At 34.7% G+C, this 13790-nt stretch carries 15 protein-coding genes and 1 other annotated feature; of the genes, 7 read left to right on the top strand and 8 right to left on the bottom strand.

Features of this window, described 5'->3' with window-relative positions:
* Positions 1-147: 147 nt before the first annotated feature.
* Positions 148-966, bottom strand: a complete 819-nt coding sequence (locus NSS97_RS25480; protein WP_088040388.1) for a class I SAM-dependent methyltransferase — start codon at positions 964-966, stop codon at positions 148-150.
* A gap of 113 nt (positions 967-1079) precedes the next feature.
* Positions 1080-1351: a binding site (T-box leader), on the top strand.
* Between the two features lie 50 nt (positions 1352-1401).
* Here NSS97_RS25480 and metG point away from each other — a divergent pair.
* A complete protein-coding gene (metG, locus tag NSS97_RS25475) occupies positions 1402-3036 on the top strand; it encodes a methionine--tRNA ligase (protein WP_341114336.1) in 1635 nt (544 codons plus the stop codon).
* A 195-nt stretch (positions 3037-3231) separates the two neighbouring features.
* Here metG and NSS97_RS25470 read toward each other — a convergent pair whose 3' ends face one another.
* From NSS97_RS25470 to NSS97_RS25450, 5 genes are all read right to left on the bottom strand, one after another.
* On the bottom strand, positions 3232-4134 hold the full coding sequence (locus tag NSS97_RS25470; protein WP_107887254.1) for an EamA family transporter: 903 nt from the start codon (positions 4132-4134) through the stop codon (positions 3232-3234).
* Positions 4135-4274: 140 nt separating this feature from the next.
* Entirely contained in the window at positions 4275-5717 is a 1443-nt protein-coding gene (locus NSS97_RS25465; protein ID WP_341114335.1) for a sensor histidine kinase, read from the bottom strand.
* On the bottom strand, positions 5695-6360 hold the full coding sequence (locus tag NSS97_RS25460; RefSeq protein ID WP_000148835.1) for a response regulator transcription factor: 666 nt from the start codon (positions 6358-6360) through the stop codon (positions 5695-5697). The genes NSS97_RS25465 and NSS97_RS25460 overlap by 23 nt, the downstream gene beginning before the upstream one ends.
* A 364-nt stretch (positions 6361-6724) precedes the next feature.
* Positions 6725-7186 (bottom strand): L,D-transpeptidase family protein, encoded by a 462-nt coding sequence (locus NSS97_RS25455; RefSeq protein ID WP_107887256.1) that lies wholly within the window; start codon positions 7184-7186, stop codon positions 6725-6727.
* Between the two features lie 30 nt (positions 7187-7216).
* Complete coding sequence (locus tag NSS97_RS25450) at positions 7217-7660, bottom strand: DUF3978 family protein (RefSeq protein WP_044439243.1); 444 nt, start codon at positions 7658-7660, stop codon at positions 7217-7219.
* A 416-nt stretch (positions 7661-8076) separates the two neighbouring features.
* Here NSS97_RS25450 and NSS97_RS25445 point away from each other — a divergent pair, with 416 nt between their 5' ends.
* The 5 genes from NSS97_RS25445 to NSS97_RS25425 all read left to right on the top strand — a co-directional run bounded on the left by NSS97_RS25445 (position 8077) and on the right by NSS97_RS25425 (position 11357).
* A complete protein-coding gene (locus NSS97_RS25445; RefSeq protein ID WP_002129815.1) occupies positions 8077-8691 on the top strand; it encodes a DedA family protein in 615 nt (204 codons plus the stop codon).
* 402 nt (positions 8692-9093) lie between these two features.
* Positions 9094-9339, top strand: coding sequence for a helix-turn-helix transcriptional regulator (locus tag NSS97_RS25440; RefSeq protein ID WP_002067963.1), 246 nt, complete (start codon positions 9094-9096; stop codon positions 9337-9339).
* A complete protein-coding gene (locus tag NSS97_RS25435) occupies positions 9329-10036 on the top strand; it encodes a DUF3169 family protein (RefSeq protein WP_033713416.1) in 708 nt (235 codons plus the stop codon). Before NSS97_RS25440 ends, NSS97_RS25435 begins: the two co-directional genes overlap by 11 nt.
* Positions 10037-10078: 42 nt before the next feature.
* Positions 10079-11131 carry a site-2 protease family protein gene (locus tag NSS97_RS25430; RefSeq protein ID WP_060749393.1) on the top strand — a complete coding sequence of 351 codons (1053 nt, stop codon included), beginning with the start codon at positions 10079-10081 and terminating at the stop codon, positions 11129-11131.
* 85 nt (positions 11132-11216) lie between these two features.
* Positions 11217-11357 (top strand): DUF3985 family protein, encoded by a 141-nt coding sequence (locus tag NSS97_RS25425; RefSeq protein WP_080784442.1) that lies wholly within the window; start codon positions 11217-11219, stop codon positions 11355-11357.
* Between the two features lie 235 nt (positions 11358-11592).
* Here NSS97_RS25425 and NSS97_RS25420 read toward each other — a convergent pair whose 3' ends face one another.
* Both NSS97_RS25420 and NSS97_RS25415 read right to left on the bottom strand, forming a co-directional pair.
* A complete protein-coding gene (locus NSS97_RS25420) occupies positions 11593-11979 on the bottom strand; it encodes a DUF3938 domain-containing protein (protein ID WP_002034640.1) in 387 nt (128 codons plus the stop codon).
* 340 nt (positions 11980-12319) lie between these two features.
* On the bottom strand, positions 12320-13213 hold the full coding sequence (locus tag NSS97_RS25415) for a YitT family protein (protein WP_000530031.1): 894 nt from the start codon (positions 13211-13213) through the stop codon (positions 12320-12322).
* Between the two features lie 274 nt (positions 13214-13487).
* Here NSS97_RS25415 and NSS97_RS25410 point away from each other — a divergent pair, with 274 nt between their 5' ends.
* Positions 13488-13772 carry a hypothetical protein gene (locus tag NSS97_RS25410; protein ID WP_002015967.1) on the top strand — a complete coding sequence of 95 codons (285 nt, stop codon included), beginning with the start codon at positions 13488-13490 and terminating at the stop codon, positions 13770-13772.
* Positions 13773-13790: the final 18 nt, after the last annotated feature.

The following is a 13790-nucleotide window of genomic DNA, read 5'->3' as shown; positions in this document are numbered from 1 at the left end:
CTGAACATTACTCTTCGTTATGTTGGTCATACCCCTTTTTGACGACGTAAGTCAGAGACGAATGTTGAAATATCTTGTGTCCTATTCTACAGAATTATGGTAATCTCCAACCTCAACTTATATGCGTAAGCATGCAAAAAAAGGATCCTATCCGTGAAGGGATCCTTTTTTGCATGTTGTCGCAATTAATGTATATAGACCAGGTATACGCTCTTCAATTCCCTCTGGTGCAGTAGAAGGGAAAACCCACTTTTGATGAGATCCGTGTTCTTCAATCAATTTTTCAACCTTGAAATTTGTTTCTGCCATTGATGTAATTATTTCTCCTAGTGTCCAGCGCCTAATTTTTGTTCTCGGTAAAGCGTATTTCTGTGATCCCGTAAGGAGAGTACTATAAGCTACGTCATCTTCAATAAGTTCCTCGTCGAAATAATTTCCATTTGCTCGAAATGATGGATGATCTACTCCTAATAATTTTGTATAAACGGGATGATAGTCACGTAGTATAAAGGTCCCATCTTGTTTTAGTAAGTGAGAGATTATATGAAATAGTGGCTTTAAGTCTAAAAAGTAATGGAGCACGCCAAGTTCCAGTAACACGATATCAAATGATTGGGATAGATTTAAATCTAGTACATCGGAAATGATATATTGAATAGAGACACCAGCAGCTTCGGCTAGTTCGGTTGCGTATTTTTCATTACTTGCTGAAATGTCTACAACTGTTACATCGGCTCCTAAAAGAGCAAGAGCAACTGCTTTATTTCCTTTTGATCCGAGTAAATTAATAATACGCTTTCCTTTTGGAGATTGTATGTAAGGTAAATAATGATTTACCTCGCGCACGGGATCTTCCATGAGCTTTTTCGCATAATCCTCTGGCGCCCCGTGGCGATTTGTCCAAGCTTCATAAGCAGCTGCGTTCCAGCTTTTTTCATTAATAGTACTTAGTTGTTTTTGATTCAATTTTATCACTCCTTTTGTGAACGTATAGTTATTCGGTGAATGAGTAGGATTTCCTGTTTTTTTGAATAAAAGTTTGATTTTTCTGTTTTTAAGTCGTAAAATAAGTTTTATACATAAAAGCGTTGAAAAGGAAAAGTAGAATGGAACCATTCTTTCCAGAGAGCTTCGGTAGCTGAGAAGAAGCAAGAATATTCATTTTGAACAATGGCCTTTGAGCTTCGTCCTGAACTTATCAAATGATAATAGTAGGCGGCGACGAGAGTTGGTACTCGTTATCAAAACCACAGTATAAGAGCATATAGCTCCGTACTTGTTAAGGTTAGTTATGCGAATGACTGACGAAATAAGGTGGTACCGCGACTGTTTATACAGCCCCGCCCTTATCTTTTTTAAGATAAGGGCGGGGCTTTTTATATTTTAAAGGAGGAATATAAGATGAGTATTTTTATTGGAGGCGCTTGGCCGTATGCAAATGGTTCGTTACACCTTGGACACATTGCTAGTTTGTTACCAGGAGATATTTTAGCACGTTATTACAGGGCAAAAGGTGAGCATGTGTTGTATGTTTCAGGAAGTGATTGTAATGGAACACCGATTACAATTAGAGCAAAGCAAGACGGTGTGACGGTGAAAGAAATTGCTGATAAGTATCACGAAGAGTTTGAGCGATGTTTTCGTAGCCTTGGTTTTACCTATGATTGCTATACACGTACAGATAGCGAGCATCATCATGAAACTGTTCAAAAAGTCTTTTTGCGACTATTAGAAGAAGGTTATATTTATAAAAAAGTAGTTGAACAAGCTTATTGCGAAACGTGTACGCAATTTTTACCGGATCGATATGTAGAAGGTATTTGTCCGCATTGTCATGAAGCAGCAAGGGGCGATCAATGCGATGCTTGTTCCGCTATTTTAGATCCACTCGATTTGTTAGAAAAGAAATGTAAGTTATGTGGTAGTACGCCATCAGTACAGGGAACAGAGCATTTCTATTTTGCATTGCATAAATTTCAGCAGCAAATTAAAGAGGTCGTAGAAATTGCAAAGCAGAAAGGAACATGGCGCGACAATGCAATTCAATTAACAGAGAGATATTTAAAGGAAGGATTACAAGATAGGGCAGTGTCACGTGATTTACCAATTGGGGTACCAATTCCAGTGGCAGGATATGAAGATAAGAAAATTTACGTATGGATTGAAGCAGTGACAGGATATTATTCGGCGAGTAAACGCTGGACTGAAGAAACAGGGAAAGATGATCAAGAGTTTTGGGATAAAGAAGCGAAAACATATTATGTACATGGTAAGGATAATATTCCGTTTCATTCAATCATTTGGCCAGCGGTATTACTTGGAATAGGAGAAGAAGCGATCCCGCGTCATATCGTTTCGAATGAGTATTTAACAGTAGAAAAAAGAAAATTATCGAAAAGTAAAAACTGGGCAGTATGGGTGCCTGACATATTAGAACGCTACAATCCAGATTCTATTCGTTACTTTTTAACAGTTAACGCACCAGAAAATCGTGATACTGATTTTTCATGGCATGAATTCATTTACAGTCATAATAGTGAATTGTTAGGTGCATACGGGAACTTTGTGAACCGGACATTAAAGTTTATTGAAAAATATTATGGTGGTACTGTATCGAAGGGAAGTATTGATGTAGAGCTGAAAGATAAAGTAGAAGGATTATATAAAAGTGTAGGAGAGGCGATTGAACAAACTAAATTTAAGGTGGCACTAGAAACAATATTTGATGCAGTACGCTTTGCAAATAAATACTTTGATGAAAAGCAGCCTTGGAAACAAAGAGAAGACGACCCAGTTTCATGTGAGGAAACAATTTATAATTGTGTTTACCTAATAGCAAACTTTGCACAACTGCTTGAACCATTTTTACCGTTTTCAAGTGAAAGAGTTAGAAATACATTATCGAGTGTTAAAGTAAATTGGGAACCTCAAAATACGTTGCCAAACCGAATTGATAATGTGCAGCCATTATTTGAGCGAATCGATGTAAAACAAATTGAACATGAGGTAGAGAAGTTATATGGAGCGGTAAAGTGAAATATAAGGAAAAGACCTTTCAAATAAATGAAAGGTCTTTTGTTATGCTGTATAACCCTCTTTCTTATCTTTCAAAAAGAAAAGCACAGCAAGGATTACGAGAATAATAGCCGCAATATCATATGTTATTTTGAAGGTAGTAATAAAGTTTAACATATCGTAACTTTATTCACATTTATATACAAGTTGATGTTGTCACGCACTATGAACACGATTATGTTTTTTTTCTTTCCTAGCAGTAAGTAGTTGTGGTGTGAAAATACCGAGTAATATAACCACAATCCCAATCCACTGCATTGGCGATACAACTTCATGAACAAGTGTAATAGAAGCGATAATTGCTGTTGGTAATTCAGCTGCACCTAATATTGTACCAAGTCCCGTTCCGACTTTTGGTACCCCAATTGAAAAACAAATGACAGGTATAATAACCCCGAACAGTCCAAGGAAGAAAGCATATTTCCATAGGCCTGCTTGTAAAGCGCCGTCCGTTAAAAAGGTAGGCGGGAAAAATAAGCATACAATAAGAGTAGCACTCGTTGTCATAAGAAAGCTTTTCGTATAAGGCGGAACATCTGTAGCAACGCGCCCGCTTACAAATACATAGAATGAGAAAGAGACGGCAGCTAATAGACCGAAGATAATACCTTTCGTGGAAAAGTTTTGTCCGAGACCTTCAAAGACACCGCCTGCAAACAATGTTCCAGTAAATAAAATAATGATAGATATAACTTTCTCACGGCTTGGTAATGTTCGATTAGCGATTGCTTCTATAACGACACCAATCCATGTGAATTGGAAGAGTAGGACAACAGCGATAGAGGCTGGTAGTTCTTCTACAGAAATAGCGTAGAAGATACCAGTCATACTCATTGTTGTGCCAACTGTTAGTAAAGAAAAGAATTGCTTTTTTGTTACTTTATGACGTGAAACGAAAAGAACGAGCAGAAGAAGCCCGATCCATCCGAAGACATATTGTCCTCCTAATAGTTGATGTGCTGAAAATCCATCAATGAATCCGAGTTTGAAAATAGTTGAAAGTACGCCGTAGCTACAAGCTCCGAATAAAACAAGTAATAAATACTTAAATTTCTCCATGAAAATCCTCCTTTTAAATAATAAAAAACGCCCGCTATCCAAATAAGGATAACGGGCGAACGAAACAGAGTAAGATACTCTACAAAATTCCGCCATTCATACGAAGTATGAATTTGGGGTATGAAATTGTAGTAGGTTTTTTACATTGCTTTTGGGAATAAAATAGAACATTTTACACCTTGAGGTGTGTTTTGTATCCCATAAGGAAACTGATGCTTATCTAATATTTGTTTTACAATATATAGCCCAAGGCCACTACCTTGTACTAATCCGTGTTTGCCAGGGTTTGCGCGATAGAATGGCTCAAATAAATGGGCGAGTTTATCCTCATCAATTTGTGAACCTGTATTTAATACTTCTAATGCATAACCGTTTGGCTTTTCATAAAGCTTTATATATACATGCTGATGGTCAATTGTGTAATGAATTGCATTTGAAATAATGTTAAAAATAGCAGTTTGAATAAATTTAGGATCAGCTAAAATTTGTACATCTTGCTTAATGTTAGATTGAACATTTAATTGCTTTACAGATACAAAGTAATCTACTTTCTTCATAACATCCTCAATAATATTAGTTAATGAGATAACTTTTAAATCAGGTTTAAATTGAGGGTTTTGTATTTTGGATAATTCTGACATCTTTTCCGTTAATATGTTAATATCTTGCATCATCTCATAAGAGCGTTTTAAATATTTATCTCTATCTTTATAAGCACCAATTCCGTGAATCATGCCATCGAGTTGTCCCATAACTGCCGCGATTGGTGTTTTTAATTCATGGGATACCATAGAAATAAATTCTTTACGAGATTGTTCTAACTGTTGTTCCTTTTTGAGCTCATTTCTTAAATCTTGATTGCTTGCATGTAAATTCTTCACAATATTTGGGACCTGTGAAGCAGCTACTTGTAAATTAAAATCGGTTTGGTCTGTATTTTTGTTAAGTAGCTTTTTATCTGAGAAATCAAGATTCATAATATCTTTTAAAGCATCGCTCATAAATTGAAAAGGTTTGGCGATTAGTTTTGTATAAATTAAAGATCCGAGTAAAGATAATGCAAGCATTGTCGCACCAATATGTGGAGCTAATTGCTGCAGTGCATCTGCTAATTTTGGATAATCTTGTGTATCATTTGTGTTATTTGCTGCATTTTGTTTATGTAAGGCATCATTAGTAGCGACTTGCTTTTCCGTTTCTGTAAGTGAAGCAGAAGTGCTGTTTTTCCCCGCAATACTTTGGGTATGTTCTTTTGCTTTTACAGTTTGGCTAGGCTGCAAAAGGTGATTTATGGCTGTAGAGAGTGCTTTATAATCTATAATAGAAGATTGGAAATTGGAAATCATACTCTCTGAAACAGCCTTACTTTGATTCGTTTTACTTTGGTCGTTTTGTTTGTCTGAATCCGCTTGTTCTGTAGACAGCGCTCCATTTTCTTTTGCAAAACGTTCTTTATCGTAGTTTGAAGCTAGAAAATAAATAATTTGATAAAGACAAAGTGATAAAAGAATACAAAATAATAAGGTTTTGATGAAAATATTTTTGGTGATGTTGTCTGTACTACGATTCGATTTTGTAGCCAATGCCTTTCACCGTTTTAATATAAGGAATCCCTAATTTTTTTCTTAAGTTTTTAATATGTGTATCTATAACTCTTACATCACCATAATGTTCATAGCCCCATACCTTATTCAACAAATCACTTCTTGATAATACTTTTCCCCGATTTTGCAGTAAAGTATATAAAATTTCAAATTCTTTTGTTGTCAATTCAATTTGATTACCATGAACATAAGCGGCATAGGCTGTAGAATTTAACATCAATTCATGGAATTGTAGTATAGTTGCAGCTTCTGCTTCCTTCGTTGCTGCCCTTCTTAATACAGCCTCTACACGTTTAATAAATACGGTGTAATGGAACGGTTTCGTAATATAGTCATCAATACCTAACTCAAATCCTTTAATTTCACTTTCTTCATTATGTAAGCCTGTTAACATAATGATCGGTACATCAGATTGTCCTCGCATAATTTTACAAATACTATAGCCATCTATATCTGGTAACATCACATCAAGGAGGACAAGATCGTATGAATTTTTTTGGAAAAGAAGAATGCCTTCTGTTCCGGCGCCAACGACATCAACAGTAAAGTTTTGTGCCATTAGAAATTCACGAATCAGTTCTTGTATATCTGGGTTGTCTTCAATCACCAGTATATGCGTCATAGTAACACCTCCTAAATAACGCTTTTTACTGCAATATTCGAATTCATCATTTTTTGGATAACTCAAATTGTTTATACATATAATAAGCCCCCGCTATAAAGTCATCATGAAAGTAGCAAGGGGAATGGTTTAGAGAAACTGAATATTTCAGAATTACATTAGTTCTATTATAGTATGTATTGTAAAATTTATAAAATATTATAACTGTATAATTTTAATATCCATGTTTATCAATGTTTTGATGTTGTTTAACGAAACCTATTCTTATTATATATGCAAATACAGTTGTTTTGCTACTGTAAATGAATAAATAAAATAAGCCAAGATATAAAATTCTTGGCTACACATAAATCTTGTTTTTAGGTTATTTTACAGTGACGGTAGCTTGCTGCTGAATACGCTCAAATAACCAGTGTATATCATTGTTATACATACGAATACAACCAAGTGTTGTCCATTTGCCGATTGCTTGATTATTGTTAGTACCATGAATCGCATAAGTTGTTCCGTAAGTTCCTGCCATGTTTAGTCCGAGCCAACGGTCACCAAGTGGATTACGTGGATCGCCGCCTTTAATTTTTCCTGTATAGTAAGGACGGTTTTTAATTTTATTAACGATTTGAAAAGTACCTTTAGGCGTAGGTGTGGCTGCTTTTCCAGTAGCGACAGTAAAACTCTTTATAAATTGTCCGTTTTGATAATAATCCATTTTATTTAACTGCGTATTCACGATAAGCTGATCTTTTGTTGTAGCTGCCTCAGCATTTGTGAATGGAATAGTTAAAAATCCTAATGATAATAGTGCGCTTAATAATAGTTTTTTCATTATATTCTCCTTTTTACTATTGTAATAGTCTTACATACAGTGAATTTGCAATCCTCGTAATACTTTATTTACATTTTCATCTAATGTTTCAAAGAAGGTAGTAATCTTTGTATTACATTTGTTGTTTTTATCAATAAGTAATCTTTCATTTAATAAAAGTTCACCATGTAGTCCAAAACTTTGAACTTGAATATTTAGCTCATCTTCAGTTTCAGAAATAATTGGTAAGAAGTAGTGGAAAGCTTTCGTTGGAATGATGTAACTTTTACCAATCATGCTTTCTTGATTTGAATTAATCCATTTTTTCGTAACAATCTTAATGTTCTTTTTTGAAACGATAAAAGACAGTGTTGTAGATTTTGTTAAACTTACGTCAAATTCACTTGTTTCACATATGTGTAAATTAAAAACGGTTTCATTTTGATGAGATTCAACATTTGTATTAATAAAATCGTGCATTTTATAAGCTTCCATTTCTTATTCACCCTTTTTTCAATTTCGAAAAACTACTTATATTTATTCAATTTAATGCTTAGTCATATATTAGTTAAATTTTTCAACAAATTCCGATATAATCTTACAATACGTATATGAAGCTAATATGAAGTTAGTATGAGTTTGTGGTGGTTTTTTATTGAGAACAAAATAAGGTGGTTTTCGAGTGTTAAAAACTGGATGAAAAATATGTATATTAATGGATTTCCTTCGCGTGATATATAGTTGTTAGCTTGTTTTTAAATGCTAATAGATATAAGTAAATAGAGAACAAAAAACTTTAGAATGAGCCTTACAAAAATGTAATAAAAATGTAAGCTATTGTGATAGTTATTTCGACAATTTTTTTATACAATAATAGTAACAAGTTGTACGTGAATGAAAGGGGAGATGACATGGAATGGGTTCATGAATTATTTCAGCAATATGGGTATTATGTAGTACTTGTAGGCTTGCTGTTAGAATATATTGCACTTCCGTTTCCGGGAGAGCCAACATTAGCATATGCGGGGTTTTTAGCACAGAAGGGTGATCTAAGTTTACCTATTTTAATTATCCTATCCTTTATTGGGACAAGTGTAGGAATGACGATTCAATACTTTTTAGGGAATAAGCTTGGTATGCCTTTTGTTCAAAAATACGGGAAGTACGTATTTTTAACACAAAGAAAAATTGATTTAACGAGAATGTGGTTCGATAAATACGGATATTTCCTTATCTTTATTGGCTTCTTCATTCCTGGTGTACGTCATTTTACAGGATACTTTGCAGGTATCATTAACTTACCGTTTCGCCGCTTTGCGATTACAATTTATTCAGGTGCTTTATTCTGGGTATCGTTCTTCTTAATTGGCGGCTACTGGTTAGGTGGTAACTTACATGATATTTTCGGATTACTGGGAGATCATATCGGCAAAATCATTTTCGGAGCGATTGTCATTGTAGCAATTACGTTAAGCGTTCGTTTCCGCAAGCAACTAAAACGAGTATTTTTACAAAACGCAAGTTAATATGGAATCCATTCTATGTCAGATTTTAGGGAGGCAGTGCAAAAGCACTGCCTTTTTTATTGTATTTTCCAGTTTGCTTTTATTTTTCCATCGATACCGTAACCGGTGGCTGGTATATAATACGTTCCCGTTCTATTAGGTGAAAGTTCATACGTATCGTCGCTTAGTTCGGAAAGGGGTTCATATTTATTAAATTCACTAGAAAAGCCAGTGCTATAACCTTGGTAGGTGCTATTTTCAGTAATAAGGAAGTTTACGTTGACCTCAATTATGTAGTTCTTGAAGATTATTATATACGTTATGTTTAGTATAATATATATTCGTTTTTGACATGTATATAAGTCAAAATGACAATTATAATTGACAAAGATAAGGATATTATTTACAATTTTAATTAAATAAATGAAAAAGAGGGAAGACATGAAGCTTCAAAATCGAGTGAGGGAATTCCGAGCAAAGCATCGTTTATCACAAGGGGATTTAGGGAAAGCGATTGGCTCATCACGGCAAACCATTAGTTTAATTGAGCGCGGAGATTATGCACCATCTATTGTGTTATCGCTAAAAATCGCACAAATTTTTGGAGCGCCGGTGGAGGAGATATTTATGTTGGTGGAGGGGGAAGAGGACGATGAAGATGAAGAGTAAACGAAAAAAACAATTTGATTTTGTGGGGAAAATAGCATTAAGTATGATGGGTGGCTTTTTAACATCTTATATAGCTTTAAATTTACTCTCGAATGAACCGAGAAAATTATCATCTAATACATTTATAGGTGTATGTACTATTTTTGGAATCTTAATGATGTACTACACTTGGAAGAATACACGTATGTTAGCGGAGGCACGCGATGAAGAAGAGAGCGTACAAGGCAGAAAATTAGGCATTATAAGTATATATTTACGTGTAGGTGATATAGTTACGCAGGCATGGTTTGTATATGCAGTTATTACATGTAGACGTGCACTGTTACAGGATACAAATGTGTCATTTGCAGTGTGGAATTTAGTAGCTTCTATTGTCTGTTTAACTATTGTAGTGGTTATCGGGCTCATAACAAAAAATCGTTATAATAAGCTATATCCTGAACAAGGTGTAACATATATGGAATCTATGAAAATGTGGACGAAAAACGCAGATGAAGGATTAAAGCACATTGTGCATGAGGCTGGATATAAAGCATATGAATTTACGAATACAATATTGGCATATGTATGGTGGGCTGCCGTTATATATACAGCGGCTAGTGATATCGATTTTGTATTAATTGGCTTAATCTCATTTATTTGGATATTGCATCTCGGAAAATTCATGTACGAAATGCAGAGGAAAATGATTTATTAAGGGGAGAAAAAGGTGGATATTTTAAGAAGGCCAGCTGGTTCCATGACGGCGGCGCTAGTTCTGTCCATTTTATACGGAGTAATTCGAACTGGGAAATTAGAAGTAATGTTGAATATATGGGCAGTATTTGGAATTGTATTATTAGTGTTAGCCATTCATGAGCTAGGGCACATAGTATTTGGTTTGATAGGTGGTTTGAATTTTAAATTTATGACAGTAGGACCTATCACTGTTCAAAAAGAAAAGGGGAAATTACGCATTCGAGAAAATAAATTATGGGCGTACTTTGGTGGCGTGGTGATGTTAGCACCGTCTTCTATAGAGACACCGAACCTTTCAAAGAAATGGGCGTGGATGACTTTAGGCGGACCAATTATGAGTTTATTATTCGGTATTACTTCAGGTTACATATACATGGTGAGCTATTATCAATATCTTTTATATTTTTCCGTTTTCCACTTTGTGATTTTTGCAGTTACAATCGTGCCGATAAAAGGAACGCTTCTGAGTGATGGCATGCAATTTCTCATTTTAATTAAAGATGATGAAAAAGCTAAGCAACATTTATATACGATTCAAATATCGAGTGAGTTATTTAGTTATAAAAGACCGAAAGATTGGGATGAGAGATTAGTAGAACTTAGTGAGGAAAAATTAAAAGAGGATAAAAGTATAAGAGAGATAATGAGCGGACTTATGCTCGTCTTTTATGCCCGAGCTGATCAAAAGGGAATAGAAAGAGCGATACCGTATATAGAACAAATTGTTCAGCTATCTGTAACGAAGGAAAATAGATTTTTCGTTGGTAGTTTTCATAGTTGGTATCTTTTATATAAAGCTCTTTATCAGATGGATAGCCTTTCTCTGCAAGAAGCAAAGGAACATGCAAAGGCCATTACCAAAATGGATTTAAACGGATATTACCGTACACAAGGAATTATTAAATATTTAGAGGACGATATGGAAGCTTCCCGCTTTTATATGAAGAAAGCTGATAAAGAATTGGAGAGTGCTGAGAAGAGTGGAATGGGATATTTACAAGTAGAGAGAGAATGGTTTGAGCAGCTACAGGCGAGGGTATCTTACGATGGGTGAGGTATCCTCTTTTTTATATGTCATCTTATTCGATTTCATAAAAAACGAAGTACAGGTAGAATAAAAGAGATAGGAGGAGATACATATGGAAATTTTATCGATTATTTTGATAGTCTTGCTCATTTATGCTGTTTTTAAAGTGGCGTATGTAGCATTAAAGGTACTCGCGATCCTATTAATTATCTTTTTAATCGTTGAGTTCGGCAGTAAGTTACTTGGGGGATAGGCATGTTGTGCGTTTTGAGTGTCGAACCGTCGATATAATGAAAAAATCGCTGATATAAGTGGAGAAACGATGGATATATTTTAAAAATCGTTGATATATTTAATTGAATACTAAGTGGGGTATATGGGAAAGAAGTTGCCGTGGAGGTAACTTCTTTTTATTTTGGTGATGGGGTATGAACAGGAAAGAACAGGAAAGAACAGTAAACAAAAAAGCTGGAAGAATATCTTCCAGCTTACGAGTTACTTTCAATTTGACGACCATTTTCTTCTTCAGTGTCCTGTAATAGATTGAATACGTCTGCTAGGCAGAATGCGATAAACCAAGTCCATAGACCGTGGAAGAAAGCTGAGCTTAATTGAAGTGGTAATGTATAGTTTGTCATTGAGTAGGAAATACATCCACCAACGATTCCGATCATTGTTAATAACATTGTTTTTTGAGCATTTTCTTCTGGATTGAAGAGGAAGAAAATGTATCCGCCTAAAATTGAAGCGCTTACAAGGGTTTCGATTCCATTAAAAATGATATTCTCTCCAAGCTCTGTGTTTGTCCAGAAACAGATCACGCCGCCGACGATCGCAAATAGGACAGCTAGTGTGTATCGTATATATTGATTCATATGTTCATCTCCTTATGTAATAAGATGATTTGGAAGTCAAAAAGGTAGGTATAGTATATTGAAGTGAATTTTAGTTGTACGTATCTTTTATAAAAAGATCAGTGAAGAATAACTAAGATGATCGGTTTTTTTAAACCGTTACGTGTATGGTGTCTGAAATATACCCGACTGCTCGTTTCTTTTTGCTTATAAAAATAAGAGAAACTTCCAAGTCTATATACTCTTTTTTGTAAGTCTAGTTTTATTATAACATATTTAGTGATACAATAATAGAATTATCTGATTTTGTAATAAGTGTAAAAAATAAAAAACGCAAGGAATTGTAGTTCCTTGCGTTTTTTTATATACGTTTGAAACGGCCGACAATTTCAACTGTTTCAGTAATGTTCATAAATGCTTTATTATCCACTTGGCGGATAATACGTTTCATTTCGCCCAACTCGTAGCGAGTTACGACAGTGTAAATCATTTTTTTCTTATGGTTTGTATAGCCGCCGACAGCATCTACCATTGTTACGCCACGTATGCCGTGATGTAATAGTGAGCTTTTTATTTCCTCACCTTTTTCTGTAATTGTCATTATCGTTAATTTAATATGTTTTGTATGCACGGCATCAATTACTTTGCTGACTACAAACCGACTAATTAACGTATAAAGCGTAATATCCCATCCGAAAATAAATCCTGCTGCAACAAGTAAGATTAAGTTGAATCCAAAGATGATTGCTCCAATTGAAACATCGCGATGTTTCGCTACAATCAATCCAACAACATCAAAACCACCTGTTGAAGAAGCAAATCGGAATATGATTCCTGAGGCAGCACCGCAGATGACACCACCGAATACAGAAGACAGTAAAATATCGTCTGAAACTTGGTGTACTGGGATAATGTTCATCGCTAAAGATGATACAGCCACAAAGTATGCCGTTAAAAAGGTTGTCTTCTTTCCTAAGTAAAAGTGACTTAAAATAAGAAGTGGAATGTTTAGTAAAAAGATAAGTGCTCCGATATTGTAGTGCATTAAATAACCGATAATCATCCCTACACCAGCGAACCCACCGCTAATCATATTATGCGGGATAAAAAACATATTCATAGAAATTGCATACAAAATAGAAGCTATAAAAATAACAACTAACTGTATGATAAATTCTAAATGAAATGTTTTAGCTGCTGGGAAGGATAAAAAGGCGGTGTCGGGAACGTAATCGGCGTCTCCTAGTTGACCCATAGTATGTTTCATCTCCATATTCATTTTTGATTACAAGAAGAGAATAAAGCTTTTTTCAAAAACTGGCAATAGTTTTATTATAATGCAAAAATTTTATAAATTTCTAACAAATTAAACCTATTCAAAGATACGTGTGAATATACTAAAGAAAGCGAATACATTGGTTTTCTAGCATAATTTTTTGAGAAAATATGCAAAAAAACTTTTGAGAACAAAAGGAAATAGAGAATGTTTGCTGAATATGCTAAAATGACTTTATTAAGGATGTGAAGCGATGGAATTTTTATTGCAGGATGCAATTCTATATATATCGTTTGTAACGACAGCGCTTTGTGTATTAGAAGTCTTTTTTCTTGCTAACGTTTCTCGCTTTGTGCGTCAGCAAGCATCGAGCGGTAGACAGAGAGCTTTTAAACTAGTAGATACGTGTGAAGAGGGTACAAGAAATGTACCGCTATTTTCTATTTTTTATAAATATGGAATGATTCGTTCTGTCCGCAGACAAGAATCGAGTGGAGAGAGTGACGAGGTAGGTCCGTATACACCAATGTTTCGCTAATTAATTACGAAACATTGG

The organism is Bacillus sp. FSL R12-0074 (genome assembly GCF_038005725.1).
GTDB classification, from domain to species: domain Bacteria; phylum Bacillota; class Bacilli; order Bacillales; family Bacillaceae_G; genus Bacillus_A; species Bacillus_A mycoides.
This window is presented reverse-complemented; position numbering and strand designations above follow the sequence as displayed.